The 22,559-nt window shown below is 54.8% G+C and carries 23 protein-coding genes and 1 pseudogene; 12 read left to right on the forward strand and 12 right to left on the reverse strand.

Translation table 11 applies throughout. The features are described from left to right. Positions 1 to 74 precede the first annotated feature (74 nt). On the reverse strand, positions 75 to 668 hold the full coding sequence (locus ACHZBS_RS16765) for a hypothetical protein (RefSeq protein ID WP_319407668.1): 594 nt from the start codon (positions 666 to 668) through the stop codon (positions 75 to 77). Between the two features lie 645 nt (positions 669 to 1,313). Here ACHZBS_RS16765 and ACHZBS_RS16770 point away from each other — a divergent pair. From ACHZBS_RS16770 to ACHZBS_RS16805, 8 genes and pseudogenes are all read left to right on the forward strand, one after another. Next, entirely contained in the window at positions 1,314 to 1,739 is a 426-nt protein-coding gene (locus tag ACHZBS_RS16770) for a DUF3842 family protein (RefSeq protein WP_319407669.1), read from the forward strand. Beyond that, complete coding sequence (locus tag ACHZBS_RS16775; protein ID WP_319407670.1) at positions 1,732 to 1,920, forward strand: CooT family nickel-binding protein; 189 nt, start codon at positions 1,732 to 1,734, stop codon at positions 1,918 to 1,920. The genes ACHZBS_RS16770 and ACHZBS_RS16775 overlap by 8 nt, the downstream gene beginning before the upstream one ends. 1,049 nt (positions 1,921 to 2,969) lie before the next feature. Then, the gene (locus ACHZBS_RS16780; protein ID WP_319407671.1) at positions 2,970 to 4,931 is read left to right on the forward strand and encodes a TonB-dependent receptor; all 1,962 of its coding nucleotides are present in this window, start codon (positions 2,970 to 2,972) and stop codon (positions 4,929 to 4,931) included. An 86-nt stretch (positions 4,932 to 5,017) separates the two neighbouring features. Further along, a complete protein-coding gene (locus ACHZBS_RS16785) occupies positions 5,018 to 6,682 on the forward strand; it encodes a hypothetical protein (protein ID WP_319407672.1) in 1,665 nt (554 codons plus the stop codon). A gap of 132 nt (positions 6,683 to 6,814) precedes the next feature. Then, positions 6,815 to 7,597 (forward strand): DUF4198 domain-containing protein, encoded by a 783-nt coding sequence (locus ACHZBS_RS16790; protein ID WP_319407673.1) that lies wholly within the window; start codon positions 6,815 to 6,817, stop codon positions 7,595 to 7,597. A gap of 193 nt (positions 7,598 to 7,790) precedes the next feature. Then, positions 7,791 to 8,426 (forward strand): hypothetical protein, encoded by a 636-nt coding sequence (locus ACHZBS_RS16795; protein WP_319407674.1) that lies wholly within the window; start codon positions 7,791 to 7,793, stop codon positions 8,424 to 8,426. Between the two features lie 225 nt (positions 8,427 to 8,651). After that, positions 8,652 to 9,146 (forward strand): annotated as a pseudogene (locus ACHZBS_RS16800) (NAD-dependent epimerase/dehydratase family protein); the annotation flags it as partial. 103 nt (positions 9,147 to 9,249) lie between these two features. Then, positions 9,250 to 10,257 (forward strand): glycosyltransferase, encoded by a 1,008-nt coding sequence (locus ACHZBS_RS16805; protein ID WP_319407675.1) that lies wholly within the window; start codon positions 9,250 to 9,252, stop codon positions 10,255 to 10,257. Here ACHZBS_RS16805 and ACHZBS_RS16810 read toward each other — a convergent pair. The 11 genes from ACHZBS_RS16810 to ACHZBS_RS16860 form a co-directional block, all read right to left on the reverse strand. Beyond that, entirely contained in the window at positions 10,167 to 10,886 is a 720-nt protein-coding gene (locus ACHZBS_RS16810; protein ID WP_319407676.1) for an energy transducer TonB, read from the reverse strand. The two genes, ACHZBS_RS16805 and ACHZBS_RS16810, sit on opposite strands and share 91 nt — an antisense overlap. Positions 10,887 to 10,891: 5 nt before the next feature. Continuing rightward, entirely contained in the window at positions 10,892 to 11,299 is a 408-nt protein-coding gene (locus ACHZBS_RS16815; protein ID WP_319407677.1) for a biopolymer transporter ExbD, read from the reverse strand. Positions 11,300 to 11,363: 64 nt separating this feature from the next. Beyond that, the gene (locus tag ACHZBS_RS16820; RefSeq protein ID WP_319407678.1) at positions 11,364 to 12,029 is read right to left on the reverse strand and encodes a MotA/TolQ/ExbB proton channel family protein; all 666 of its coding nucleotides are present in this window, start codon (positions 12,027 to 12,029) and stop codon (positions 11,364 to 11,366) included. An 88-nt stretch (positions 12,030 to 12,117) separates the two neighbouring features. Next, positions 12,118 to 13,896 (reverse strand): hypothetical protein, encoded by a 1,779-nt coding sequence (locus ACHZBS_RS16825; protein ID WP_319407679.1) that lies wholly within the window; start codon positions 13,894 to 13,896, stop codon positions 12,118 to 12,120. Positions 13,897 to 14,201: 305 nt separating this feature from the next. Further along, on the reverse strand, positions 14,202 to 14,516 hold the full coding sequence (locus tag ACHZBS_RS16830; protein WP_319407680.1) for an IscA/HesB family protein: 315 nt from the start codon (positions 14,514 to 14,516) through the stop codon (positions 14,202 to 14,204). Between the two features lie 66 nt (positions 14,517 to 14,582). Next, positions 14,583 to 15,071, reverse strand: coding sequence for a hypothetical protein (locus tag ACHZBS_RS16835; protein WP_319407681.1), 489 nt, complete (start codon positions 15,069 to 15,071; stop codon positions 14,583 to 14,585). Next, the gene (locus ACHZBS_RS16840) at positions 15,068 to 15,517 is read right to left on the reverse strand and encodes a hydrogenase iron-sulfur subunit (RefSeq protein ID WP_319407682.1); all 450 of its coding nucleotides are present in this window, start codon (positions 15,515 to 15,517) and stop codon (positions 15,068 to 15,070) included. Before ACHZBS_RS16840 ends, ACHZBS_RS16835 begins: the two co-directional genes overlap by 4 nt. A 23-nt stretch (positions 15,518 to 15,540) precedes the next feature. Continuing rightward, positions 15,541 to 15,972 (reverse strand): hydrogenase iron-sulfur subunit, encoded by a 432-nt coding sequence (locus tag ACHZBS_RS16845; protein WP_319407683.1) that lies wholly within the window; start codon positions 15,970 to 15,972, stop codon positions 15,541 to 15,543. A 26-nt stretch (positions 15,973 to 15,998) separates the two neighbouring features. Further along, entirely contained in the window at positions 15,999 to 16,754 is a 756-nt protein-coding gene (locus ACHZBS_RS16850) for a DUF1573 domain-containing protein (RefSeq protein WP_319407684.1), read from the reverse strand. A gap of 34 nt (positions 16,755 to 16,788) precedes the next feature. Further along, positions 16,789 to 18,132, reverse strand: coding sequence for a heterodisulfide reductase-related iron-sulfur binding cluster (locus ACHZBS_RS16855; protein WP_319407685.1), 1,344 nt, complete (start codon positions 18,130 to 18,132; stop codon positions 16,789 to 16,791). 413 nt (positions 18,133 to 18,545) lie between these two features. Continuing rightward, positions 18,546 to 18,683 (reverse strand): hypothetical protein, encoded by a 138-nt coding sequence (locus tag ACHZBS_RS16860; protein ID WP_319407686.1) that lies wholly within the window; start codon positions 18,681 to 18,683, stop codon positions 18,546 to 18,548. Positions 18,684 to 18,827: 144 nt separating this feature from the next. On the opposite strand from ACHZBS_RS16860, the gene ACHZBS_RS16865 reads away from it, so the two are divergent. The 4 genes from ACHZBS_RS16865 to ACHZBS_RS16880 all read left to right on the forward strand — a co-directional run bounded on the left by ACHZBS_RS16865 (position 18,828) and on the right by ACHZBS_RS16880 (position 22,556). Beyond that, positions 18,828 to 20,105: a double-cubane-cluster-containing anaerobic reductase gene (locus ACHZBS_RS16865; protein WP_319407687.1), complete on the forward strand. Its 1,278-nt coding sequence runs from the start codon at positions 18,828 to 18,830 to the stop codon at positions 20,103 to 20,105. Next, positions 20,102 to 20,866, forward strand: coding sequence for an acyl-CoA dehydratase activase (locus ACHZBS_RS16870; RefSeq protein ID WP_319407688.1), 765 nt, complete (start codon positions 20,102 to 20,104; stop codon positions 20,864 to 20,866). The genes ACHZBS_RS16865 and ACHZBS_RS16870 overlap by 4 nt, the downstream gene beginning before the upstream one ends. Positions 20,867 to 20,931: 65 nt before the next feature. After that, positions 20,932 to 21,711: a phosphate ABC transporter substrate-binding protein gene (locus ACHZBS_RS16875; RefSeq protein ID WP_319407689.1), complete on the forward strand. Its 780-nt coding sequence runs from the start codon at positions 20,932 to 20,934 to the stop codon at positions 21,709 to 21,711. Next, a complete protein-coding gene (locus tag ACHZBS_RS16880; protein ID WP_319407690.1) occupies positions 21,708 to 22,556 on the forward strand; it encodes an ABC transporter permease subunit in 849 nt (282 codons plus the stop codon). The genes ACHZBS_RS16875 and ACHZBS_RS16880 overlap by 4 nt, the downstream gene beginning before the upstream one ends. Positions 22,557 to 22,559 lie beyond the last annotated feature (3 nt).

Consider the following 22,559-nt stretch of genomic DNA (forward strand, 5'->3'; position numbering starts at 1 on the left):
TATGAGTGGTGCATCGACTGAAAATAACGGCCGTTACATTACAGGTGTTGTTTTTAAGACAAAAAAACCGGCCCTTAATCGGTTTTGAATTCCTCATAAAGGCCATCATTCACCTTTGCCAGGAAGTCGACCAGGGTATAGCCGAGTTGATCCGCCAACATCGAGTCCGCTTCGATCGGCGTCTTGAACCAGCCGCTGGCAATCAGCCAGGACAGGCCGTGGATCATCATCCAGCGTGCTGCGCGGATCTTATGGCGAATCGGTTCGGGCATCGCCCTGAACCGGTCGTCGTCGGCCAGCGCCTCGCCCAGCTTCGTCCAGTGTTCTCGGGCAAATTGCCTCTGGAATGGAGTGTGTTTTTCGTCATTGATGCAGCGAAACAAATACTTCTCCTGGGCGGCAAAAAGTACGTAGCCCAAGGCCTGATCGAGCCATATGTCGCCAGTGCGCTCCTGATTGATAGACGCGACAAAAGTGGCCAGCGCTTTTTTAACGACTTCGGCTTCGATGTTCTCCATGGAATTGAAACAGTCGTAGATCGGCCGGGTTGACGAATGGAGTTCGTTGGCAATGGTACGCGCCGAGAATCCCTCCCAACCTTGCCGGCGGACCACGTTAAAGGCGGCTTCAATAACGTCTTGAGGGGTGAATCTTTGCTTGGGAGGCATGGGATGCTATCTATTACCCTTTTTGAATATTATCGATAACGCTCGTTATATAACATGTGTTTTTTAATGTTGCAAGCTTTCTCTAAAGCTCGAATATGTATGTCGCGTTTGAGTAACCAATCCGAGAGACCCACGTAAATCAATTGACGAGAAAGTGACCAATTCGATCAGACATTTAGAACCTTCTGTGATTACCCCCACGTACATTGAAAAAAATCCGACCTGTGGTATACTGCTATATACAAAACGCCCAGATAAAAAATGAGCGACCACAACATTTGGGTATTGGGTATCTTGAAAATTAGTTGACTTTCAATTTGCTATCACCGGAAAAAGCTAAAGCATATCAAATGGATGACTCAAATCTGTTAATTGGCAAGATCAATGGCGAGGCATACACGATACATGCGTGTGGAGGACGCCATCGAAACCGAATTGCAGCGGTAAATGACCCCGACCCAATTGCCTTGACTCGGTCGGTGGGAATAGGGTAATAACCCGGCTACCCAGATGACGCCACGAAGGCGTTGGGATAAAATATCAGTTTGAACTTTTTTAAGGCCACGAAGGCATCGGCAGATAAAAAATATCTGCCCTCGTTTCGTGGCTTTTTTTATTTTCAGCAGTCGGAAAGAGAAGGTTTCCTTGAGAAAAAGAATCGGTGTGATTGACGGTCAGGGGGGCGGTATCGGATCGACGGTGATCAAATACCTCAAGGCCGCCTATGGAGAAAACATTGAATTGATTGCCCTGGGCACCAATGCCATCGCCGCTTCCCAGATGCTCCGGGCCGGGGCGAACAAGTGCGCTTCCGGAGAAAATGCCATCTGCCAGACGGCGGCCCGGGTCCATTGCATTGTCGGTCCGGTGACCATCACCTGGGCCAACGCCATGCTCGGGGAAGTGACTCCCAAGATGGCCGAGGCGGTGACGACCAGTCCGGCATTCAAGCTGCTTTTGCCCCTGTTCCAGGAAAATGCGGAAATCATCGGGGTGACATCCGAACCCCTGCCCCACCTGGTTCAAAACCTGGTGGAAAAACGTTTAAAGGAGGTACTCGATCATGTGTGAAGCCAATGCCTATATGCTTAAAGACGGTGAGGAAACCCTGCTCATGGAATCGGTCGATCTGGTGGAGCCCGAAGCGGATGGATCATTCCGCCTGGTGGGAATCTTCGGAGACCAGATTTCCATCAAGGGCAAGATAAAGCGCATGAATCTGGTGGATCACCGGATTTTGTTTGAGGAATAGCCCGAGCCGCCAAGCTGCTGAATCGGATCGACTGTTTCTTCAGGGGAGGAAGTTCGCTGAAGCGATCATCCGCCCGGAGAAACAAGCGTGCAATTGCGGATCGGGTTAGCCGGACCATGCAAATATGGATGCCGTATTTCTAATGGTAGTTCTCAATTTCTAATGAGATCACAAGCGATTCGGTATTTTTTCGCAAACCTTTATCGGAAGCGTTTTGTGTCAAGCTACGTCTCGTGTCTGCGATCTCCCAATTGAAGAAAAAGATTGACATCTTTTTAAATTGCAGCTAAACGCTCTATCCAAAAGGCGGTAGAAGCCGTTTTTACTAAGAGTATAACCCCTACAAACAGAAATTTTAAGATAAAGCCATGAAGGTTTTCCATCTCCATAACAGGAGTGGAGCTTCATGGCTTTTTTTATTGCCAAACATCGGGTCCAATACCCCGTCTCTTGCGACGATAAAACGATTCAATCCTTCGGTGATGCATCGTTGATTGCGGCGGGGTAGTTTATTACGGTTTGACACGGACCGATGCTTATAGAAATGGGCCACGAAGGTTCTCGCACTCACAAGGTGCATGTAATCACGTGGCCTTTTTGTTTTCAAGCGACTGCTTGAAAAGCGGCCGCCGAATGATTTCGTCGCTGGCGTGACTGCCAAGCGACAACCTGAAAGACAACAGAAAGGAGGAAACGCGATAGCAGCAATCCGAACATCGGGTAAAAAACGAGGAGCATGAAAGGCGGTCCGATCCCGGCCAAGGTCCCAGACCGCCTTCCATGGGAGGCCTCCAGGATTGGGAGGCTTCTGATATTTTTTATATATCAGAAGCATTCCCCCTGTCAAATACTACCCATGCGGTTCTCCCAGGCTCGTGTTTTCCCTCGACGATCACCTTCGACAAAACGTACCTAAGGATGCTGACAAACGCTTGGATTTCAAGGACCCTCGGCCAGGGTTTTACAACTTTTTTGGCGTTGTCGATTTTCATTGTCGAGGCACATTTTTAAGACACACATACAATATAGAGAGAGAAAGGACACGCACCATGGGTTTGAAAACAGTCGCCGCGTTTGTAATCATCGGGATGATCTGTCCGGCATGGGCAGCAGCGGAAGATTCGGAGGAGTCGGTTACTCGCCTGGATGAAATCGTAGTAACCGGAACACGCACGGAGCACACCCTCAAGGATGTGCCGGTGGAGACGGTGGTGGTGACCCGTGAGGATATCGAGCGCTCCAATGCGCAGACCGTCACCGATGCTCTCAAGACCATTCCGGGCTTTTCCACCGCTGTCGTCGACGACCTATTTGGATCCTGGACGGCCATGGCGCGCATGCGGGGCCTTAATTTCAACAACGGCTACGGACTGGTGCTCATCGACGGACAACGAATTCACGGTACCGGCCAGAGTGGCGCTCACGGTGAATATGCCGTGGGTTTGAACCAGATTCCGGTTTCCATGATCGAGCGCATCGAGGTGGTCAAGGGGCCCGGTTCCGTGCTTTACGGCAGTGACGCCATGGTCGGCGTAATCAACATTATCACCCGCAAAAGCCCTGCCAAGGACAGCGGTGGCGCCGGTGTTTCCTATGGCTGGTACGATGTCAAGGAGCGGGTTAATAACGGTGTGACGACCAAACCGAACGACGCAGACCGCAACCTGTCCGAAACTTACGTCTACTACGGTGGGCGCATCTCCGAGCGCAGCGGTTATCTGATGCACTACACCCACGAATACTCGGAGAACAATTATCTCGACCCCGCCGATTACACCCGGGATTCGGTCATGGCCAAATTCGACACCCGTTTGTCGGACCAAGTCGATTTCTGGGGCAAGGGGGAACTGAGCAAATTCGACGGAGCGGGATATGGCGCAGCAGGTACATTCGTCGAAAACTGTTACCGCCTGTCGGCCGGTATGACCTGGAAGCCTTCGACCGACCATATCGTCAACCTGAAAGGCTACCACTACGTGGATGATTTCGATAGCGAAAGTAGCTCCTCTCATCCTTATGGCAATATCAACTACGATCAGATTGAGGTGCAGTACACGACAAACCTCACTGCCAACCAATTGATTACCACCGGTGCCGAATTCCAGCGCCAGACCATCGACTACCTCATCGACAACACCGGCGCCGCCCGAACCACGGTATTGGAGGACGTGGATACAATAAGCGTGTATCTCCAGGACGAATTGACCTTGTTTCAGGATCTGGTGGTGGTGCCCGGTGTTCGCTACGACAATCACTCCACGTTCGGCGATTCGTTCAATCCCAAGTTCAGCCTCATGTACCGTCTGCTCGATGCCACCACCCTGCGTGCGTCCGTGGGCAAATCCTTCAAATCCCCCACCATCCGCCAGTTATACTATGACGTGCCGTACTACCACTCGCCCTTCTATATGAAATCCAACCCGGACCTGGATCCCGAGACATCCATCGGCTACTCGTTGGGCATCGAGCAGTGGTTTTACGACGGTAGGATTGTCCTCAACGCCGGTCTCTACCGCAACGACGTAAAGGACATGGTGGTTACCGACGTTTCCGGCGAAACATACAACGGGGCCGATTTGTACGTGTATCGCAACGTGGAGGAGGCCATGACCCAGGGCATCGAATGCTCGGCGCGTATGCAGTTTAGCCCGAGCTTTCTGGTTCAGGCATCCTACGCATATTCCGACACGGAGAACAAGGAAACCGGCAAGGAACTGACGCTGGTTCCCAAACATGAATTCAACCTGAGCCCGTCCTATGATTACGACCCGCTCGGTATCGGCATCAGCGCGACGCTTTCATGGCTTTCAAAACAGTACACCGATTCCGACAATACCGCGGAACTCGACAGCTACATGGTGGTCGACGCCAAGGTATACAAAACACTGGGCAGTGCAGCCAAGCTGATCTTCGAGGCCGACAACGTGTTTGACTCGGACAAGGGAGACAAGACCTATTATTTCTATCGGACGGGACGGACCTTTATCTTGAAGCTGGATTTCGCCTTTTAACTGCTGACGGTAGCGTGGCTTACGACCGCCACCCATTTTCCCAAATGAAACGATATATTCCCGGATTTTCAGGCCGGCGCCAGGTAATGGCCGCGGTCCTTTACCTGGCTCTGGCCCTTGCCACCACATGGCCCCTGGTCGGTTCATGCCGATCCTGCCTTCCACTGGGCACGGAACCTGTGGCCACTGTGCCGCTGTTCAACGTGTGGACAATCTGGTGGAATGCGGACCGCGCGGCGGCAGGCTACCAAGGCTATTGGGACGCACCGATCTTTCACCCGGTCCGCCGGACTTTCGCCTTTTCCGAACCCATGCCGCTGACTGTGGCCGCGGCCCCGATCATTTGGATCACCGGCAATCGTATCCTGGCCTACAACTGCCTGCTGCTCGGCGCCCTGCTGTTCAACGGATGGATCACCTTCCGTTTGTTGCGCGGCATGCACTACCATTGGCTGGTTGCCTTGAGCGGCGGTGCGATGATGGAGTTGCTGCCGCTGGTTCATTCCTGGCTGGGGGTTCTGGAACTGGTTCCGCTTTTCGGTGTCCTCTGGTCGCTGCTGGCCCTGTACCGCATTAGCCGCCGGCCTACCGTGACGGGCGGTCTGGTGCTGGGAACGGCGCTGGCGTGCACTTACCTGATGTGTGCCTATTACGGTCTGATGATGTTTGTATTGTTGGCGGTCTGCGGACCTTGGCTGGTGTGGCGTCGCGCCGGCCGGCGGCGAATGTGGACGGCGCTGCTGCCAGGGGTGCTGGCCGGTGGGCTCCTCTGTTTTCCGGTCGTTTGGGGCCAGTATGCGGCAATCGGAGAAAAGGCGTTTCACCGGCCCGAAGCTTATCTGACGCGGCTTTCAGCCACCGTGGCGGACTATAACGCCGCCCCGTGGCGTCCGGCAGTCAACATCGGACTGCTGGCGGACGGAGACAGTCACCATGGCTTCAGGCTATGCCCGGGAACGATCAAGCTGATCCTTGCGGCTGCCGGACTCTTCTGGGGGCTGGCATCGTGGCGCCGTCGGGACTGGACTTTTTTCTGCCTGACCTTGATGGGCCTCGCCTTTTTGTTATCCCTGGGTCCCAGGGTGCAGGTTTGGGGGTGGAAACCCTATTTGCAGTTGGTCGACAGCGTGCCGGGTTTTGCACAGGTGCGCAATGTGTTCCGGGCGGCCGTTTTCGTGCAGGTGGCCGTGGTCTTGATGGCCGTCATGGCGTTGCAAGCTGGTGTGACGGTTACCGGTTACCTACACCATAGCCATTGGCGCCGGGGCCTGCGGGGGATTATTATCGCGGTTGGCATTCTCGCGGTTGTCGAAATATTGCCACCCGCCCAGCCGTTGTATGCCGTGCCGCCGCTCGCCCGCAATCGTGGTTGGATCGAATGGTTGCGCGACCAGACACCAGCCGAAAGCGTCGTGGTTTGCGTGCCCCTGCCGTTTATGCCTGATGTGGCATCGTACGAACGGGAGGCGTGTTGGATGTATTGGGGGACGTTCCACCGCCGCCGGATGGCCAATGGTTATTCCGGCTTCTTTCCTCCATCCTTTACTTCTTTGAAGATGCAAATGGCCGACTTCCCGGCGGCGGCAACCGTCGATCGACTGGCGGCCATCGGCGTGGATTATTGTGTCGTCAAAAGCGACACCTACCTTGGGCAGCAAACCCGGAACCGCCACGGATCCGACCGGCGCCTGATCCATGTGTTTCACGACCGCTTGGCGCAAATGGACATTTATCGTCTGATGCGGCCGTGAAGCTCTCCTTGGAGCACTGCCTGGTGCTGTCCATCCTTGATCGTGTCGCATTCCGATTCTGTTTGGCGGGGTATCGACAGAATCGTAATGACGTGCGCTAACGCATTACTAACGACTAACGGAGGTTGTAAAATGAAATGGGTTAAAAGTGCTTTTCAGATGGTTTTGGTTCTGGGTTATTGTTTGGTATTTTCCTCAAATGTGTCAGCCCATTCGCTTTGGCTGAATGTTACGGACTACTCACCTGAAATTTTTTCCCATCCCAAATATGCGCCTACACCCAGAGCAAAAACCGTGGTGTATTTTGGCTGGGGGCACCACTATCCTGTGGCCGATTTCTTGGATAACAAATATCTCGGAGACTGTTTTATAATCCAACCAAATGGCAGCAAGGAAAAATTGACACCTGGCGACAGTGGCTTTCGGGCCACGGAGCTTATCATGAAAAACGAGGGGGCAAGAATTGTCGCCGCCGCCCTCACACCCGGTTTTTACGGTGAGGTAAATGGTAAAAAAGACTTCTTCAAACTCTATTACGAACAATATGCCAAGGCCGTGATCAGTGTCGGAAAGGTTTCCGACGATGCGTTTTCAAAACCGGTGGGCCACAAGTTTGAAATCATTCCACTCACCAATCCCGATGAACTTCAATTGGGCGATTGGTTCAAGTTCAAGGTCTTGTTAGACGGCAAACCGGCCGAGCGCGCGGATATTACCGCTTGCTCGCTCTTTTCCTTCACCAACGAATCTTTCGAGGGCCGCACGGACAATAAGGGAGAGGCAAAGATTCGGGTTATTCGACATTATGGCCCATGGATTATAACAGCCAAAATGACGCAACCGCCCACCGAGGAATTGAAAAAGAAATGTAAAGAGCTTTCTTACACGGCAACGCTCACCTTTGCTGTGCCATAATCCGGGTTCGAAACCGATACGCTCGGAAAAATCGATAGAATAAGGCAACGATTCGATTTTACAATTAGTGTCGACTTAACGGGAAGTCACCCGAAAATGAAGGTGACTTCCTGTTAACTTCTATGATTCATGGACGATTTTTCGTTCATTCGCTAACTGAAATGAGTTCCGTAAAGCCAAACCCGAAACATTGATGGGACCAACCATGTGTCAACCGACGCACTTTGAGCAGCATATAAAATTCGAGAAATTTGCCGTCTTTTTTCTTTGTTTTTTGATGTCCATGTCAACATTTTTGCCGGATTGCCTTTCCCACGGTGTTTTTCTCAACGCCCATGTGGAAGGAGGCATGGTTTTTGTGGAAGGCGGTTTCAGTGACGGCACGTTATGCGAAAATGCGAAGATAGAGGTATTCGATCTTTCCGGAAATAAGCTTTTGGAAGGTAAAACCGGGGAAAATGGCGTCTTTTCTTTTACTCCGCCCCAAAAGATCGATCTGAAGGTGGTTCTCGATGCCGGAATGGGACATCGGGACGAATATACAATACTGGCCGATGAACTGCCGGCCATTGTCAATGAGCCAGTCGCCTCAACAGAAGCAATCCCTGTTTTTGCCGCAGATATCGCTGTTCAAATGAGTTCCGAAGAGATTGAAGCGATCGTTGACAAGGTCATTCAAGAAAGACTGCGACCCCTTACCCAACTTGTTGCAAAATTACAGCGTAACAAAGGGGTTTCGATCAATGAGATATTCGGCGGCATAGGGTACATCATTGGTCTTATGGGAATTACGATGTATTGTAAATCCCGGAAAGGTGGGGCGGCTTGAATCGTCTGCTGAATCTTCGCAGCTAATCGGAGAGTTGACAAGCGCCTATCCAGAAATGGCCATTTTGGCAGATATCTTTGTTGATCGAGAAATTTATGGCCCTATGATCAAGTGTCAACCTCCGAAGTCTATGGAGATCCGACGGTTCATCCACAATCGGAACGCTATGCCGGCAATGTAAATTGCATCGGCAGACGGTCGTGTTAAGACGAAGGCAAACGCTGCGCGGAAACGCTTTTCTTCGATTATCGCCGCCAACATGAACTTAGTATAAAAGTTGCGCGCGTATTCAATACTTATGGACCCAATATGCATTTCAACGATGGCAAGGTCATATCCAACTTCATCACTCAAGCACTTCAGAAAAAGCCCATTACGATCTTCGGTGATGGTTCTCAAACGCGTTCTTTCTGCTACATAGACGATATGATCGAAGCGATAACACGTCTCATGGCGACGGCAAACGATTGTACCGGGCCCATGAATCTGGGCAATCCGGTTGAACTTACAATCATCGAACTGGCTGAAAAGATCGTTAAATTGACCGGAACCCGGGCTGAAATCGTGTTTCGTCCACTGCCCATGGACGATCCCAGACAACGCTGTCCGGATATCTCCTTTGCCCAGCAGGTGTTAGACTGGCAACCCGTTACCGGCATTGAGGACGGTTTGAAAGAAACGATTCACTATTTTGACAAGCTATTGTCCCTCGCCACTTGAAGGCCGGAGATTTTTTGCAAATCGTAAATAACTGCCATCCCGGTCCTGTATATCCGGACGACTCGCCATCCAAGCGGCATTGCGGAATAAGGAACTATTCGTATTGAAACAAACCTGTGTAAAAACCGATCGAGAAACGCCAGTTAAGCTTTCCGTTATCATTCCCTGCTACAATGAAGAAGCCACGCTGAGTCGATGCGTTGACCGGGTTTTGGAAATCCGGGATGCCTCGCTGTCGATGGAGGTCATCATTGTGGACGACGCCTCTCAGGACAACAGCCTGAATATCGCCCGCGATCTTGCCGAATCCCATAAAGAAATCATCGTCGAGAAGCATCGCTCCAACAAAGGCAACGGTGCCGCCCTGAGAACCGGGTTCAAACACGCCACTGGCGATTTCGTGGCTGTACAGGATGCAGACCTGGAATACGATCCCATGGAATTGAAAACGATGCTGGTGCCGTTGCGAAATAACCGGGCCGATGTTGTTATCGGGTCGCGCTTTCTCGCTTCCAGCGCCCATCGCGTACTCTATTTCTGGCACTCCATCGGGAACCGTTTTCTCACTTTGGTGTCCAACCTGTTTACCGACCTGAACCTGACGGACATGGAATGCTGCTATAAAGTGTTCAGGCGGGAAATCATCCAGGGCATCGACCTGAAGGAAAACCGTTTTGGTTTTGAACCGGAAGTCGTTGCCAAAGTGGCGCAAATGCGTGTCCGCATATACGAAATCGGCATTACGTATTCCGGCAGGACGTATGAAGATGGCAAAAAGATCGGCGCAAGGGACGGTTTTCGGGCCCTATACTGCATTTTAAAGTACAATGCCCACAATGCGCCCCTGCCCATGCAGTTTCTCATTTTTCTTTTCATCGGCGGTGTTGCCGCGATATTCAATCTCATTTTGTTCCTTTCCCTCTACGATACAGGAATCCAAGCATCGATCAGCGCCCCGATTGCCTTTATTGTCGCCGCTATTGTTAATTATGTGCTTTGCGTTCTCATTTTATTCAAGCATCAGGTCAGTTCAAATACGATGGTCAATTCCAGGGGCAGATCGCCTTTGAACAGATTGCTCGGCGGCCGGGGAAACGGGGCGGCCCGCTGAATCGCATCCAAGGCGGCTACGTTCAGGGCCTTGCTGCGAGCCGATTTGGTGACAGTCAGATCCCGGACGTTGCCGTCGGTCAGCAGGATGAAACGGATCGTTACGCGACCCTCGATACTCCTGGACTTGGCGGAATCCGGGTAGCGTTTACGGCTTTCGATCTTCAGACGCACCATGTCCAGGTAGCTGGACGCGGTCATGAATTCACCGGTCGTTTCCTGAGCCTGGGGGCCGGGAACCCAGTCCGTGCTGTCCACACCGGGTGTCTGGGGCATGTCCGGGGCACTGATTTCTTCCATCAGGCTGTCCGGCAGGTTGCTCTCCACCGGCGCCATGGCCAGCGGCTTGAAGCGGGGCAGGGGGCGCTGGACCACGTTCAGTTTTTTTACCGGATCCGTGGGTGAGGGCATTTTGGGGCGCGGCCGGGGGCGGGGAATTTCCCGGGTTACCGGTCGGGCGATGTTCTGAAGGGTCATTTCAATATAGCTCAGGGTGCTCGAATGGTAAATTCCGGAGATATGGATAAAAATTCCGGTATGGGCCACCAGTGAGAAAATGATCAATGTCCTCAGAAGCCAGTTGGGTTCCGATGTCTGTTCCATCGATGACGGATGATGTTGCGGTTCCATGGCCGCTACAATTCCTTTTCCGTGGCCAGACAGAGCCTGCCGGCGCCGGCGGCCTTGGCAATGTCCATGACCTTGACGGCCTTGTTGAGGATCACCGCCCGGTCGGCCCGCACGACGACCAGTTCATCTTCTTTGTTTCCAATTTTTTCCTTGAGCCGATCGAACAGCCTTTCAAGAGAGATGGCTTCATCGCCAAGAAACGCCCGCCCCTGGGCATCCACGAAAACGGTGATGGTCTCTTCGGTCTGGGGGGCCGCGGCACTGGCCTGTGGCAGCTTGATCTTGATGCCCTCATCCACCATAAAGTTGGTGGTGAGCAGGAAATAGATCAGCAGCATGAAGATAATGTCGATGAGCGACGTCATGGGCATCTGTACTTGATAGCGCGCTTTGCGTTGGGCATGGACTAACAAGGTCAACTCCTTTTTAGATCGTGCTTATCCTGAAACGGTCTTGCTGCCTGCTTGTTGACGGACATTACGGATGTGCATGGGTGTGCGTGTGCGTATGGGCTTTTCCCGTGTGGACGTGGCCGTGGATCCGAAACCCGATGGACTTGAGAAAGGTCACGGTACCGTCCTGAAGCTGGGCTTCATAGCGGTCCACCCGGGCAACCAGATAGCTGTGGGCCACCATGGTGGGCAGGGCTACGGCCAGTCCCAGCGCCGTGGTGAGCATGGCCTCCCAGATGCCGCCGGCCAGTACGGCGGCATTGACCTTGCCCCCCATCTCCTGGATAACCATAAAGGCTTTGATCATGCCCAGTACGGTGCCGAGCAATCCCAGCAGGGGGGCGATGTTGCCGATGGTGGCCAGGGCCTGGAGGTAGCGGGAGAGGTTCCGGGTTTCCGCCTCGGTTGCATGCACCAGAACGGCCTCCAGGGTTTCCCGGTCCTGGTTCTTGACTTCCATGGCCTGGGTGAAAATTCTCCCCATGGGAGAGGTGTCCCGGCTGGCCACCTCATAGGCCTGGTGATCTTCTCCATTTCTCAGATGCGTGGAAATACCGGATACTAATCCATTGCCGCGTATCTTTACCCGGCTCAGCCGGACCAGGCGTTCCAGAAAAAGGGCCAGGGCCACCACGGAACACAGCAGAATGGGCCCCACCAGAACGCCCCCTTTGGCCAGAAAATCGAACATGGTATTACTCCTTGGTATCAGGTTGAAGGTAGAAGGTTGAAAAGCCCAAACCATTAAATCGAAGGCCAGCCGACCAAACGCAATACACTCAATAGGTTCCGGCCGCCTCCACGATATCCGGCGTGCCGTCGTAATTCAGGTCCCTGGACCTTGTGACCAGGGCTTCGGCTTCGTCGTATGCTTCCCACAGGTCGGGGTTGCCGTCGCCGTTGGTGTCCTCGGCCACGGCGGTCAGCCGGCTTTCGTCGTAGTCGTACCAGACGTCTGGCCGGCCGTCGCCGTCGCGGTCCTTTTCCGCCCGGACCGCCGATTCGCTGTCATCATAGATCCAGGCAAGGGTCAAGCGACCGGTGCCATCCGCATCTTCCTCGCTTCGGGTCAGCTTGCCCCGGTCGCTGTAGATCTCCTTGAGATCGAACAATCCGTCCCCGTTTTCGTCCACGCTCTTCTCCCTGAGGACGCCGTTGAGGTAGCAGTAGCGGCCATCGGGTGTGCCGTCCAGGCCCGTATCCAGTTCCATCACCATGGACCAGGGTGGCCGGTCGAACCATTGGGTGGTCTCGAAGCGCCCGTCGTTATCGCGATCCTGGATCAGCCGTTGGCGTTCGGCGTGCTGGTAATAGATTTTCAGGTCCACCTGACCGTCGCCGTTGCTGTCCCGTTCGGCCCGGACCAGGGCCTGATCCGCATAGTACTCCCAGGCATCGGGCTTGCCCGAAAAGTCCGTGTCGCTCTCCACGCGCGTTTTCTCACCTTTTTCGTTGAAGAAAATCGTTATATCCGCCTGGCCGTCCTTATTACTATCCTGGATCTGGGTAGAAATTTTTCCGTCTTTGAAAAAAGTCTGCGCTTCCATGAAACCGTCCCCATCACCGTCCGAGGTCACCTTTTCCACCACTCCCGTGCAGTAGTGGCGGACGCGGTCGATGTGCCCGGTGCAGCGGGTGTCTTCCTCCATTTTCAGGGGGTGGCCATCGTTGTCGAACACCACGAAGACATCGCTGGTGCCGTCATGATTGGTGTCTTTTTCCTCTCTGACCGGTTGACCGTCCGCATACCAGGTGGTGACGTCGAAGCGGCCGTCGAGGTCGGTGTCCCTTTTTTGAAGTGCCGGCAGGGCATTCTCGAAGTCAAGGACGGTGTCCGGGGTGCCGTCGCTGTTTTCGTCTTTTTCCTGGCGGACGATTTCGCCGTCGGCATAGTGGCGGAACGTTTCGAAGGTGCCGTCGGCGTCCAGGTCGTGACGGCTGACGCGCGGTTGCCCGGTGGCGTCAAAATTGACGATGCGTTCGATGCGACCGTCGCCGTCGCCGTCGGTTTGCTGCTCTACGAGAAGGTCGTTGCGGTAGGTCTGCCAGACGTTGACCCTGCCGTTACCGTCGGTATCGCGGGTGGAGCGGGCCAAACGGCCCTCCTCGAATTCGTGGCGGGTGTCGAAACGGCCGTCTCCGGTGGTATCCCGCTCCATGGTCACGGGGCGCTCATGATCGTCGAAGGTGACCACCTGCTCCAGTTTTCCGGTGCTATCGGACAGGCGTTCATGGCGGACCCGCTTCTCGGCTTCGAAAAAGTCACGGGCATCGATCGTCCCGTCGTGGTTGCGGTCGCTCTCAACGCGGACCAGCTTGCCCTCCTGGTAGAACTGGGTCTTGTCGAAATTACCATCCCCGTTGCTGTCGATCTCGAGGCGGATGAGGTTGCCTTTTTTATCGATGGTGGCGACCTGGTCGATATTACCGTCATTGTCGGTATCACGTTCGACCCGGCGATACTCGGGACCTTGGGCGAATCCCGGGGAGGTCGATATCAGCAGCGCCCCAATCAGAATCAATGCCATTGAATGGATGTCGAGATATTTCTGTCGCATGGTCCCTGAACGAAAAAAGCCGGGAAGAAAACGGACTTCTGCCCGTGTGCCTTCCTGGCTTAAAATGGTTAAATGCTGGATTGTCGATCAGTTGGGAGTTGGCACTTTCATAATGCCGATGGTAGCCCGTGATTGAAAGTGAAGAGACTATAGAAGGACAGGTCGGCTTTGTCAAGGTCCGCGTGCCCGCCGGATTCGTAAAAAGCAGTTCCACGGTGTGATCGCCGTCGGGCCACTTCTGCCATAAAGAAAAACAGCCCCCGATCTAAATCGGTCGGGGATTTTTTGTGCGCCTGGAAAACGCCTCAGGACGAGCAACAACCGCCGGCGGTTCCGCAACTTTCGCAGCCCCCGTCCAACTGAAGGCTGGAGAAGATCCTGAACCCCCTGTCGGCGTAGTCGATTTGTACCGGTTGCGCCTGATCAAGCAGCGTCTGGTCCATGACAAACTGAAATCCGCCCCTCTCGGCGACCGCATCCGAAGGCTTGGCCTCGTCCAGGGCCATGGCCAGTTGTCGGCCGCCGCATCCCTGGGTTAGAAAAATTCTTACAGGTTTGACATCCATGGTTTTGAAGTATTCGGCCACTGCCTGGACGGCGGATTCGGTGACGGTAAGCATGGCTTTCTCCTTTCGCAAAACTGATTAATCCCTGAATTCCAACATCCCTGATTCTCCAGTTTATTCCTATTTGCCCCCCACCAACCCACTGAAGATCATTCGCAGGTCGCGATCGCTCAGTGGCGGGATCCAATCTTCATCCGGCTCCCTGCCCGGCAGGCGGGATGGTTTTTCCGAAGGCACTTTTCTGCTTTCCGTCCGTTCTATGGTCATGCAGCGCTCGGCAATCATTTCAACGGGCAGATGTTCACGATTGTTTTCGATCCAGCGGGTGCAATCATCGTGGGTGCCGACAAACAACAGATACAGGTCCTCACCCTGCTTAAGGGTGATCAGACGGTATCCGGCGTTCAGGTCGTATTTGCGGCACCCTTTGATTCGCCCCTCGCCATTGCGGGTAAAGGTACACGTCTCTTCCGGCGGCAGTTTCCCGCGTTTGACTTCCTCGATGATGGTCTCCACCCGATCGACGGCCAGGCAGGCGCGGCGGCTTCCTTTTCTCAGCGTGGCCAGGCATTTTTCCAGTTTGGGATCGATGTGTATCCGTTCGATCATGATTTAATCCCCTCGGCGACTGTGGAAGTTGAATATTTGACGAACTCCGCCGCCGGTCCAAGTGTCCGGATTTTATCGGTCACGTCGTTGACGGCCCTGACGAATTTGGTGGACTCGGCGGATGATATCCACGAGAACTGAACCCGGTCCGGATCAACGCCCATGAAGGTGAGCAAGCTGGTCATCAGGGCGAATTTCCGGCGGGCGTAATAATTTCCCTCGATGTAGTGGCAATCGCCCGGGTGGCAGCCGGACACCCAGACTCCGTCGGCACCTTGCCTGAGAGCGGCCAGGATGAATTTCGGGCTCATGCGCCCGCTGCATGGCAGCCGGATGACACGGATGTTGGCCGGATACTGCATCCGGCCGACACCGGCCAGGTCGGCGGCGGCGTAGGTGCACCAATTGCAGAAAAAGGCGACGATTTTAGGCTCCCGGTCGGGCATTTTCCCTCCTCTGGCAAACGGACTCAGATGGTTGTCCATGCATTGACGACCGGTGTCGGCCCCAACGCCCGGATTTTTTCGGTCATCTCCGCGGCGATTTCGGCGAAGCGGGCACCCATGGCGGAGGATAAATTGAACATCTCGACCCGTTCCGGTTCGATTCCGGCCGAAGCCAGGGCTTTTTTAACGGCCTCGACCTTCTTCCGGGTCTTGAGGTTGCCTTCCACAAAATGGCATTCGCCTTCCAGGCATCCGGCGACAAGGACGCCGTCGGTGCCCTTTTCGACGGCTTTGAGCAGGTGCAGCATATCCACTCGGCCGCTGCAGGGCAGTTGAACCAGTTTCACGTTGGGCGGATAGTTCAGTCGCATGGAACCGGCCAGGTCTGCTGCGGCATACGCGCAGTACTTGCAGCAAAAAGCTAAAATCTGGGGTTGGAAAGGATCGGATTCCATTGGTGTCTTCCTTTCATCAATGAAACTCAATTGCTTTGGGCAGTGATGCGGCCGATGACAAAGAGGGTCAGTTGCGGCCGACGCGCGCTGTCAGTTTTCAATACAATCCTGCCCCGGTATTGGCCCGGTTGGGCCATGCGGTTGCGGACGACGATGGAATAGGACCCCTTGCGTTGTTCCATATATGCATCGATCTTATCGGCCAGGGGTGCATCCGGGATGATCTTTACGATGTGGAAAGGATATCGGGGGTCCGGAGAGATGGACGTTTCCGCCTGCAAATCCTCGCCGGCTTCTCCAAGCAAACTGATCCTGCTCGGTTCGATGCGGGCAAAAACGGCTACGGGACCGTTTAATCGTAACCGTATCCGCGGCTGAATTGCGTCGTTGGTGGTAACCGTGATGGTTTTATTAAAAAAACCGCCCCCATAACCATTCGTGTCGCCTTTTACCAAGATCTGGCCGCTTGTGCCGGGAGCAATGGCTTCCGGTCGCTGGGCCATCGTGCAACCGCAACTGGTGTGGACATCGCGAACCTTCAACCATGCGGTTCCCTGGTTTTCAATAATGAAAGCATGGGTGACCACTTCTCCTTCCAGGACTTCATCGAAGGTGAACGCTCTTTCCGCCACAACGGCTTTTGGGGCCTCGGCCATGGTCTGACTGACGGGTGGATCAGAAGCGACGGCAAGGTTGTTGTCCATAGGTGCGGCAGTAAAGATACAAAGTGTCGAAACAAAAATATAGATCCCGCACTTTTTCACTTCCGTCGCCAGAGTCATCTCTCATCCTTTTCTCTATATTGAGCGATAGTCCTTATTTTCTGTCTGCAAACGGGTTGGGCGTCCCCGGTTCACCGGGCAGCCATACGTCTTTCAGATCATCTCCCAGGTACTCGCGTTCGTTTTCGGCCAGGATGCCCAGGGACAGGGCGATGATCGTCCACATGTGAATCACATGATAGTTGCCATCATAGTGGTCGGCCAGTTCGTGAATCTGGGCATGGCAGTTGTGACAGGGCGTCAAGCAGTAATCCGCACCGGTGGCGATGATCTGATCGAATTTGATTTTGCCGTACTTGAAACGCGCCTCGGTATAGCCGGACTGCAGGTATCCGCCACCGCCTCCACAGCAGAAATTATTGGATTTGTTGGGAGTCATGTCCACAAAATTCTCTTCTCCCACGCAGGCCTTGACTACCTCGCGCATTTTAGCGGCCTGCTCGTCACCATAACTCTTGCGGATCTGGTTGCAGGGATCCTGGACGGTGAACTTGATCTTCAGATCCTTGTTCCAGGCGGAACTGACCTTCAGTTTCCCGGAATGGATCCACTCGTAGTAGTAAGCCACCATGGGGGCGATTTCCAATGGGGAGTTGAGGCCGTAGCGTTTATTGGCCTGCCAGACGGAAAAGGTGGAGTGGCCGCATTCGGTATTTAAATAGACTTTACAGCCGAGAGCTTCGGCCCGGTGCAGCGTATTGGAAGCGATTTTCTGCCAATTTTCATCATCGGCCAGGAACATACAATAGTTTTCGCCTCCCCAGCCCTGGTTGCTGTAAGTCCAATCGGCGCCGGCCAGATGCAGGATTTTCCACAAGGGTACCATCTCGTCCGGTTCGGTGACCGGCTCCCGGGAATTTTGGCTCACGAAGAAATGAGCTCCCTGTTTTTCCAGCGGCGCTTGAAGGTCTTCCCACCCCGGTTGGGTTTCGCGCACTTCTTCGAGCACATCCTCCACGACGAAGGTAAAATCCTCCGGCGGGGTGCCCATGGCGCTGCCGCTTTCATTGCGCAGGGCCATGTCGCAGGACCCCAGAATGCCCTTGGGCCGTTCCTCACGGGGCCACAGTTTGCGGGCCTCAAAAATCAGTCCGGAGATATTGATCTCCATGGGGCAGACGTAAGTGCAGCGGGTGCACATGGAGCACATCCATACCCAGGGGTGTTTGGTGATTTCTTCATCCATTCCCAGGGCCGCCAACCGCAGAAATTTGCGCGGATCCATCCCCTCAAGCCCGGTGGCCGGACAGCCGGAGGCGCAAGCCCCGCAGGTGAGGCACAGGTTCAGGTTGCCTCCTTCGGGAAGGAGTTCCTTTACTTTCTCGATGAACACGCTTTTTCGGTTGGGTTGGATTTTAATCGTTTTGGCTTCACTCATGGTTATTCCTCTCAAGCATCCTTTTGAAGTGGTTTGGACTCGATCTGCATCAATCAATTGCCATCAGGGGACCGCGCCAGGTCCCGACATTCCCATGGGCATGCCTGCGCTGCGGGCAAAGCTCGGATGAAATCGGCTCGGCAAGGCGCTTGCCCGAAAATCACTCGGCTTAAATTACAGAATGTCGCTCAGAAAGGCGGCCTTTCAGTCGTTTTCAATGCATACCGGCCCGGGCAGCAACCGGGCTCTGTCATGTGAAACCGAAAAACCGAAACATGGATGAAACCTTGGGATATGAGGTTAAGAATATCGGCTATCCATGCCTCAATCGCATGGGAAAATCAAATTTAAAATACCAATACGAACCTGCTTTCGCATAGAGATTAACAGTTTGATTAATTTATGATCTCAATTTATTCAGTCAGGCGGATGTGGACGATGGCCTCCCAGGCACTATTGGCGGGGAGCCGGTGCCGGTTCTCGTCACGCGTTGAGGCGGTTTTAAGCCGGGATCGGTGGAGATCGAACCGCTTGCCCCATTCGTTTCCCATATATAATTTGATCATGTACGCCGACAAGCATGGCATGCCGATGCCGACAGGGATGTAGCGATTTCTTGGCCAACCGGCAGTCGAGAATCGGCGATGCACTGCTGCGGCAGGCCCAACTTTTTTCACGATGAACTGGAGAAAATCATGAGCGAAGATTACCGGAAGATGTGGCAAGACCTCGGGTTGGATCTCGACGCCCACAATGCCCTTCTCAATGTCCTGGGCCAGGGTTACCAGCAGGTGTTTTTGTCTCAACAGGACCGACCGGAGGGCATGGGCTACTTCGACTTCGTGATGAGCGAAGTCCATGGCCTGCGCATCAAAGAGCTGCTGGATGAGAAAGCCGCCGGTCGCAAGATCATCGGGTCCTACTGTGTCTTTGTGCCCGAAGAAATTGTTCTGGCTGCCGATGCTACCCTGGTCGGATTGTGTTCCGGGGCCGATTTTGCCACCGAGGATGTGGAAAAACTGCTGCCCCGCAATACCTGTGCCCTGATCAAATCCTCATTCGGCTTTAAGATCGGCAAGGTCTGCCCTTATCTGGAAAGCGCGGACATGATTGTCGGTGAAAACACCTGCGACGGCAAGAAGAAGGCCTACGAATCCTTGGACGGTTTGATCGACAATCTTTTTATCATGGACCTGCCTCAGGTCAAATCGGAAAACGGCAGGGTTTTGCTCAAGGCCGAATACCAGCGCTTCAAGGCGTCCCTCGAGACGCTTACCGGCGTTACCGTCACCGCCGACGCTTTGAAATCGTCGATCTGCACGGTCAACGCCAAACGCGCAGCCCTCCATCGGCTATCCTCCCTGCGCAAGGCCGATCCGGCGCCGATTTCCGGTCTGGACGCCCTGTTGGCCAACCAGGTGTTCTTTTACGATAACCCGGCCCGATTCACCGACTCGGTGAATAAAATCTGCGATGAACTGGAGCAGCGCATCGCGTCCAAACAGGGCGTGTTCCCGGAAAAGACACCCCGGATTCTCGTTTCCGGCTGTCCCCAGGCGGTCCCCAACTGGAAACTGCCCATGATTGTCGAGGCCGCCGGCGCGGTGATCGTCGGCGAGGAGTCCTGCGTAGGCGAGCGGGGTACCCGCAACCTGACGGACGCATCCGGGGAGACCGTGGACGAGATGATTGAGGCCATTGTCGACCGCTATTTCAAGGTGGACTGCGCCATCTTCACGCCCAATCCGGAGCGCCTGGATCACATCCAACAGATGGTCGCCGATTACAAGGCCGATGGCGTGATATACTATGGCCTGCAGTTCTGCCAGCCCTATCTGATGGAGTCCATGCCGGTTGAAAAAGCCCTCGAGGAAAAGAATATTCCCTGCCTGCGCATCGAGACCGATTACAGCATGGAAGACGTCGGCCAGTTGACGACGCGGGTGGAGGCGTTTGTGGAGCAATTGCGGTGACCAGCCGTTTCGCCGGCATCGATATCGGCTCGCGTACCATCGAACTGGTGGTGGTGAACGATGGGGAAGAGATCGTCGACAGTTTTCAGACCGACACCGGGTTCGACCCCATGGCCGAAGCCAAACGGCTCGTCGATGATGTGGCCTTTGATCGCATCATGGCCACGGGCTACGGGCGCAATCTGTTCGAGATCGCCTTCGACGCGGCGACGGTCACCGAGATCAAGGCCCATGCCGTGGGGGTACGGGCGCTGTTTCCCGACATCCAGGCGATCATCGACATCGGCGGGCAGGACAGCAAGGCCATCGCCCTGTTCGAAAACGGCAGGGTCAAAAAGTTCGAGATGAACGACCGCTGCGCCGCCGGTACCGGCAAATTCCTGGAAATCATGGCCAGGACGCTGGGCTTTATCATCGAAGATTTCGGCAAAGAGGCCCTGCTGGCCGAAACCGGCCTCAATATCTCCAGCATGTGCACGGTCTTCGCCGAATCCGAAGTCACCTCCCTGATCGCCAAGGGAGAAAGCCGCCGGGAGATTGCCCGGGGACTGCACGCCAGCGTCGTCCGCCGGGTCGCCGGAATGGTCAACCGGGTCGCATCCCAAGGGGATATCGCCTTTACCGGCGGCGTGGCCAAGAACCCCTGCATGCAGGCCCTGCTTTCGCATAAGCTGAATCGCAGGGTACTTGTGCCTGACGATCCTCAGTTTGTCGGGGCATTTGGCGCGGCGTTGTTGGCCATGGAAAGCAACCATTCATAAGGAGTGAAAAGACAATGACAAAAAAATGGTTTCGATTGGCTGGCATTTTCCTAGGATTGTATTTCATGGCGTCGCTCTGTTTTGCCGGGGCCCTGGACACGTTTGACGGACAACGGGGAACCATCAAGATCGCCGGCGGCACGGCCCACATCCCGGTCATGCAGGAAGCGGCCAGGCGGATCATGACGTACAACAAAGATATTGTCATCACCATCGCGGGCGGCGGTTCCGGTGTGGGCATCAAGCAGGTGGGCGAAGGGCTCGTGGACATCGGCAACTCGGGGCGCAAACCCAAGCCGGAAGAGATCGACCGCTATCAGCTTTCCATGTTCAAATGGGCCATTGACGGCGTCGCTGTCGTGGTCAACCCGAAAAATCCCGTTCGATCGCTGACCAAGGACCAGTTGAAAGCCGTGTTCTCGGGCAGCGTCGACAACTGGGCCGCCCTGGGCGGCGCCGGTCATGCCATCACGCTGTACACGCGCGACGAGGCCAGCGGAACCCGCGAGGTGTTCTGGCAAAAAGCGCTGGACAAGGGGGACATCCACAGCCAAGCGCTGTTCACGCCTTCCAACGGGGCCATGAAAACCGCCGTCGCCAATGACCCCTTTGCCATCGGCTATGTCTCCGTCGGCCACATAGACCCGAGCGTCGCCCCGGTCGCCATCGACGGTGTAATGCCGACGCTCGAGGCCGTCAAAAGCGATCAGTACCGGATATCCCGGGGACTCTACAGCAATACCAAGGGGGAACCCACGGGGCTGACCCGCCTGTTCATCGACTATCTGTTTACCGCTGAAGGGCAGCAAATCGCGGCGGACAAGGGTTTCATTCCGGTGAAATGAGCGCTTTCAGGGAAAAGGTCGCCGAGCGGATTTTCATGCTGTGTGCCACCGCCAGCGCGGTCATGACCTCGTCGGTGCTTTTGTTCATGATCGTCCTGGGCCTGCCCGTTTTCCGTAAGGTATCGATTTTTGAGGTGTTTTCCGCCCCCTGGTCTCCCCACCAGGGGATTTACGGAATCGGGCCCATGGTTTCCGGCACCCTTTGGATCGCCTTTTCCGCCACCGTTATCGCCCTGCCCATGTCCCTGGGTACGGCCTTCGTGGTCACGAGCCTGGGCGGGCCGGGCCTGCGTCGATTTCTATGGGCGCTGGTGCGTTTCATGACCGGAATCCCTACCGTGATTTACGGCTTTGTCGGCATCTTCCTGATCGTTCCTTTAGTTCGAAATGGATTGGGTGGGCCGGGGATGAGCGTGATTGCGGCCGCCCTCATGCTGGCCGTCATGATCAGCCCCACCATGATTCTCTTTTTTTCAGACAGCCTGCAGGCGGTCGATCCGGCTTATTGCCAGGCGGCCAAAGCCCTCGGCGCCACCCGGATGCAGCGGCTGCTGTACGTCATGCTGCCCAAGGCCCTTGGCGGGATGACATCGGGGTTCATTCTTGCCTTGGGACGCGCCCTGGGAGATACGCTCATCGCCTTGATGCTGGCCGGGAACGCCATCGCCGCACCCGAAAGCCTGCTGGACCCGGCCAGGACGCTGACCGCGCATATCGCCCTGGTCAAGGCCGCCGATTACGACAGCCTCGAATTCCGGTCCATCTTCGCCTGCGGCATCGCCCTTTACCTGTTTACCACCGTCGCCGTAGTTTCCGTGCGGCTGCTGGATCGCAAAAAAAGCTGATGC

The sequence above is a fragment of the uncultured Desulfosarcina sp. genome, assembly GCF_963664155.2.
Taxonomy (GTDB): domain Bacteria; phylum Desulfobacterota; class Desulfobacteria; order Desulfobacterales; family Desulfosarcinaceae; genus Desulfosarcina.

What these genes read in the sequence shown, in the direction of transcription:
- ACHZBS_RS16855 (WP_319407685.1), bottom strand. Translation starts at nt 18,132, where the DNA reads ATGAGTGAAGCCAAAACGATTAAAATCCAACCCAACCGAAAAAGCGTG.
- ACHZBS_RS16810 (WP_319407676.1), bottom strand. Translation starts at nt 10,886, where the DNA reads ATGGAACCGCAACATCATCCGTCATCGATGGAACAGACATCGGAACCC.
- ACHZBS_RS16830 (WP_319407680.1), bottom strand. Translation starts at nt 14,516, where the DNA reads ATGCTTACCGTCACCGAATCCGCCGTCCAGGCAGTGGCCGAATACTTC.
- ACHZBS_RS16820 (WP_319407678.1), bottom strand. Translation starts at nt 12,029, where the DNA reads ATGTTCGATTTTCTGGCCAAAGGGGGCGTTCTGGTGGGGCCCATTCTG.
- ACHZBS_RS16775 (WP_319407670.1), top strand. Translation starts at nt 1,732, where the DNA reads ATGTGTGAAGCCAATGCCTATATGCTTAAAGACGGTGAGGAAACCCTG.
- ACHZBS_RS16840 (WP_319407682.1), bottom strand. Translation starts at nt 15,517, where the DNA reads ATGCCCGACCGGGAGCCTAAAATCGTCGCCTTTTTCTGCAATTGGTGC.
- ACHZBS_RS16785 (WP_319407672.1), top strand. Translation starts at nt 5,018, where the DNA reads ATGGCCGCGGTCCTTTACCTGGCTCTGGCCCTTGCCACCACATGGCCC.
- ACHZBS_RS16790 (WP_319407673.1), top strand. Translation starts at nt 6,815, where the DNA reads ATGAAATGGGTTAAAAGTGCTTTTCAGATGGTTTTGGTTCTGGGTTAT.
- ACHZBS_RS16835 (WP_319407681.1), bottom strand. Translation starts at nt 15,071, where the DNA reads ATGATCGAACGGATACACATCGATCCCAAACTGGAAAAATGCCTGGCC.
- ACHZBS_RS16765 (WP_319407668.1), bottom strand. Translation starts at nt 668, where the DNA reads ATGCCTCCCAAGCAAAGATTCACCCCTCAAGACGTTATTGAAGCCGCC.
- ACHZBS_RS16880 (WP_319407690.1), top strand. Translation starts at nt 21,708, where the DNA reads ATGAGCGCTTTCAGGGAAAAGGTCGCCGAGCGGATTTTCATGCTGTGT.
- ACHZBS_RS16865 (WP_319407687.1), top strand. Translation starts at nt 18,828, where the DNA reads ATGAGCGAAGATTACCGGAAGATGTGGCAAGACCTCGGGTTGGATCTC.
- ACHZBS_RS16795 (WP_319407674.1), top strand. Translation starts at nt 7,791, where the DNA reads ATGGGACCAACCATGTGTCAACCGACGCACTTTGAGCAGCATATAAAA.
- ACHZBS_RS16845 (WP_319407683.1), bottom strand. Translation starts at nt 15,972, where the DNA reads ATGGAATCCGATCCTTTCCAACCCCAGATTTTAGCTTTTTGCTGCAAG.
- ACHZBS_RS16860 (WP_319407686.1), bottom strand. Translation starts at nt 18,683, where the DNA reads ATGGGAAACGAATGGGGCAAGCGGTTCGATCTCCACCGATCCCGGCTT.
- ACHZBS_RS16825 (WP_319407679.1), bottom strand. Translation starts at nt 13,896, where the DNA reads ATGCGACAGAAATATCTCGACATCCATTCAATGGCATTGATTCTGATT.
- ACHZBS_RS16875 (WP_319407689.1), top strand. Translation starts at nt 20,932, where the DNA reads ATGGCGTCGCTCTGTTTTGCCGGGGCCCTGGACACGTTTGACGGACAA.
- ACHZBS_RS16780 (WP_319407671.1), top strand. Translation starts at nt 2,970, where the DNA reads ATGGGTTTGAAAACAGTCGCCGCGTTTGTAATCATCGGGATGATCTGT.
- ACHZBS_RS16850 (WP_319407684.1), bottom strand. Translation starts at nt 16,754, where the DNA reads ATGACTCTGGCGACGGAAGTGAAAAAGTGCGGGATCTATATTTTTGTT.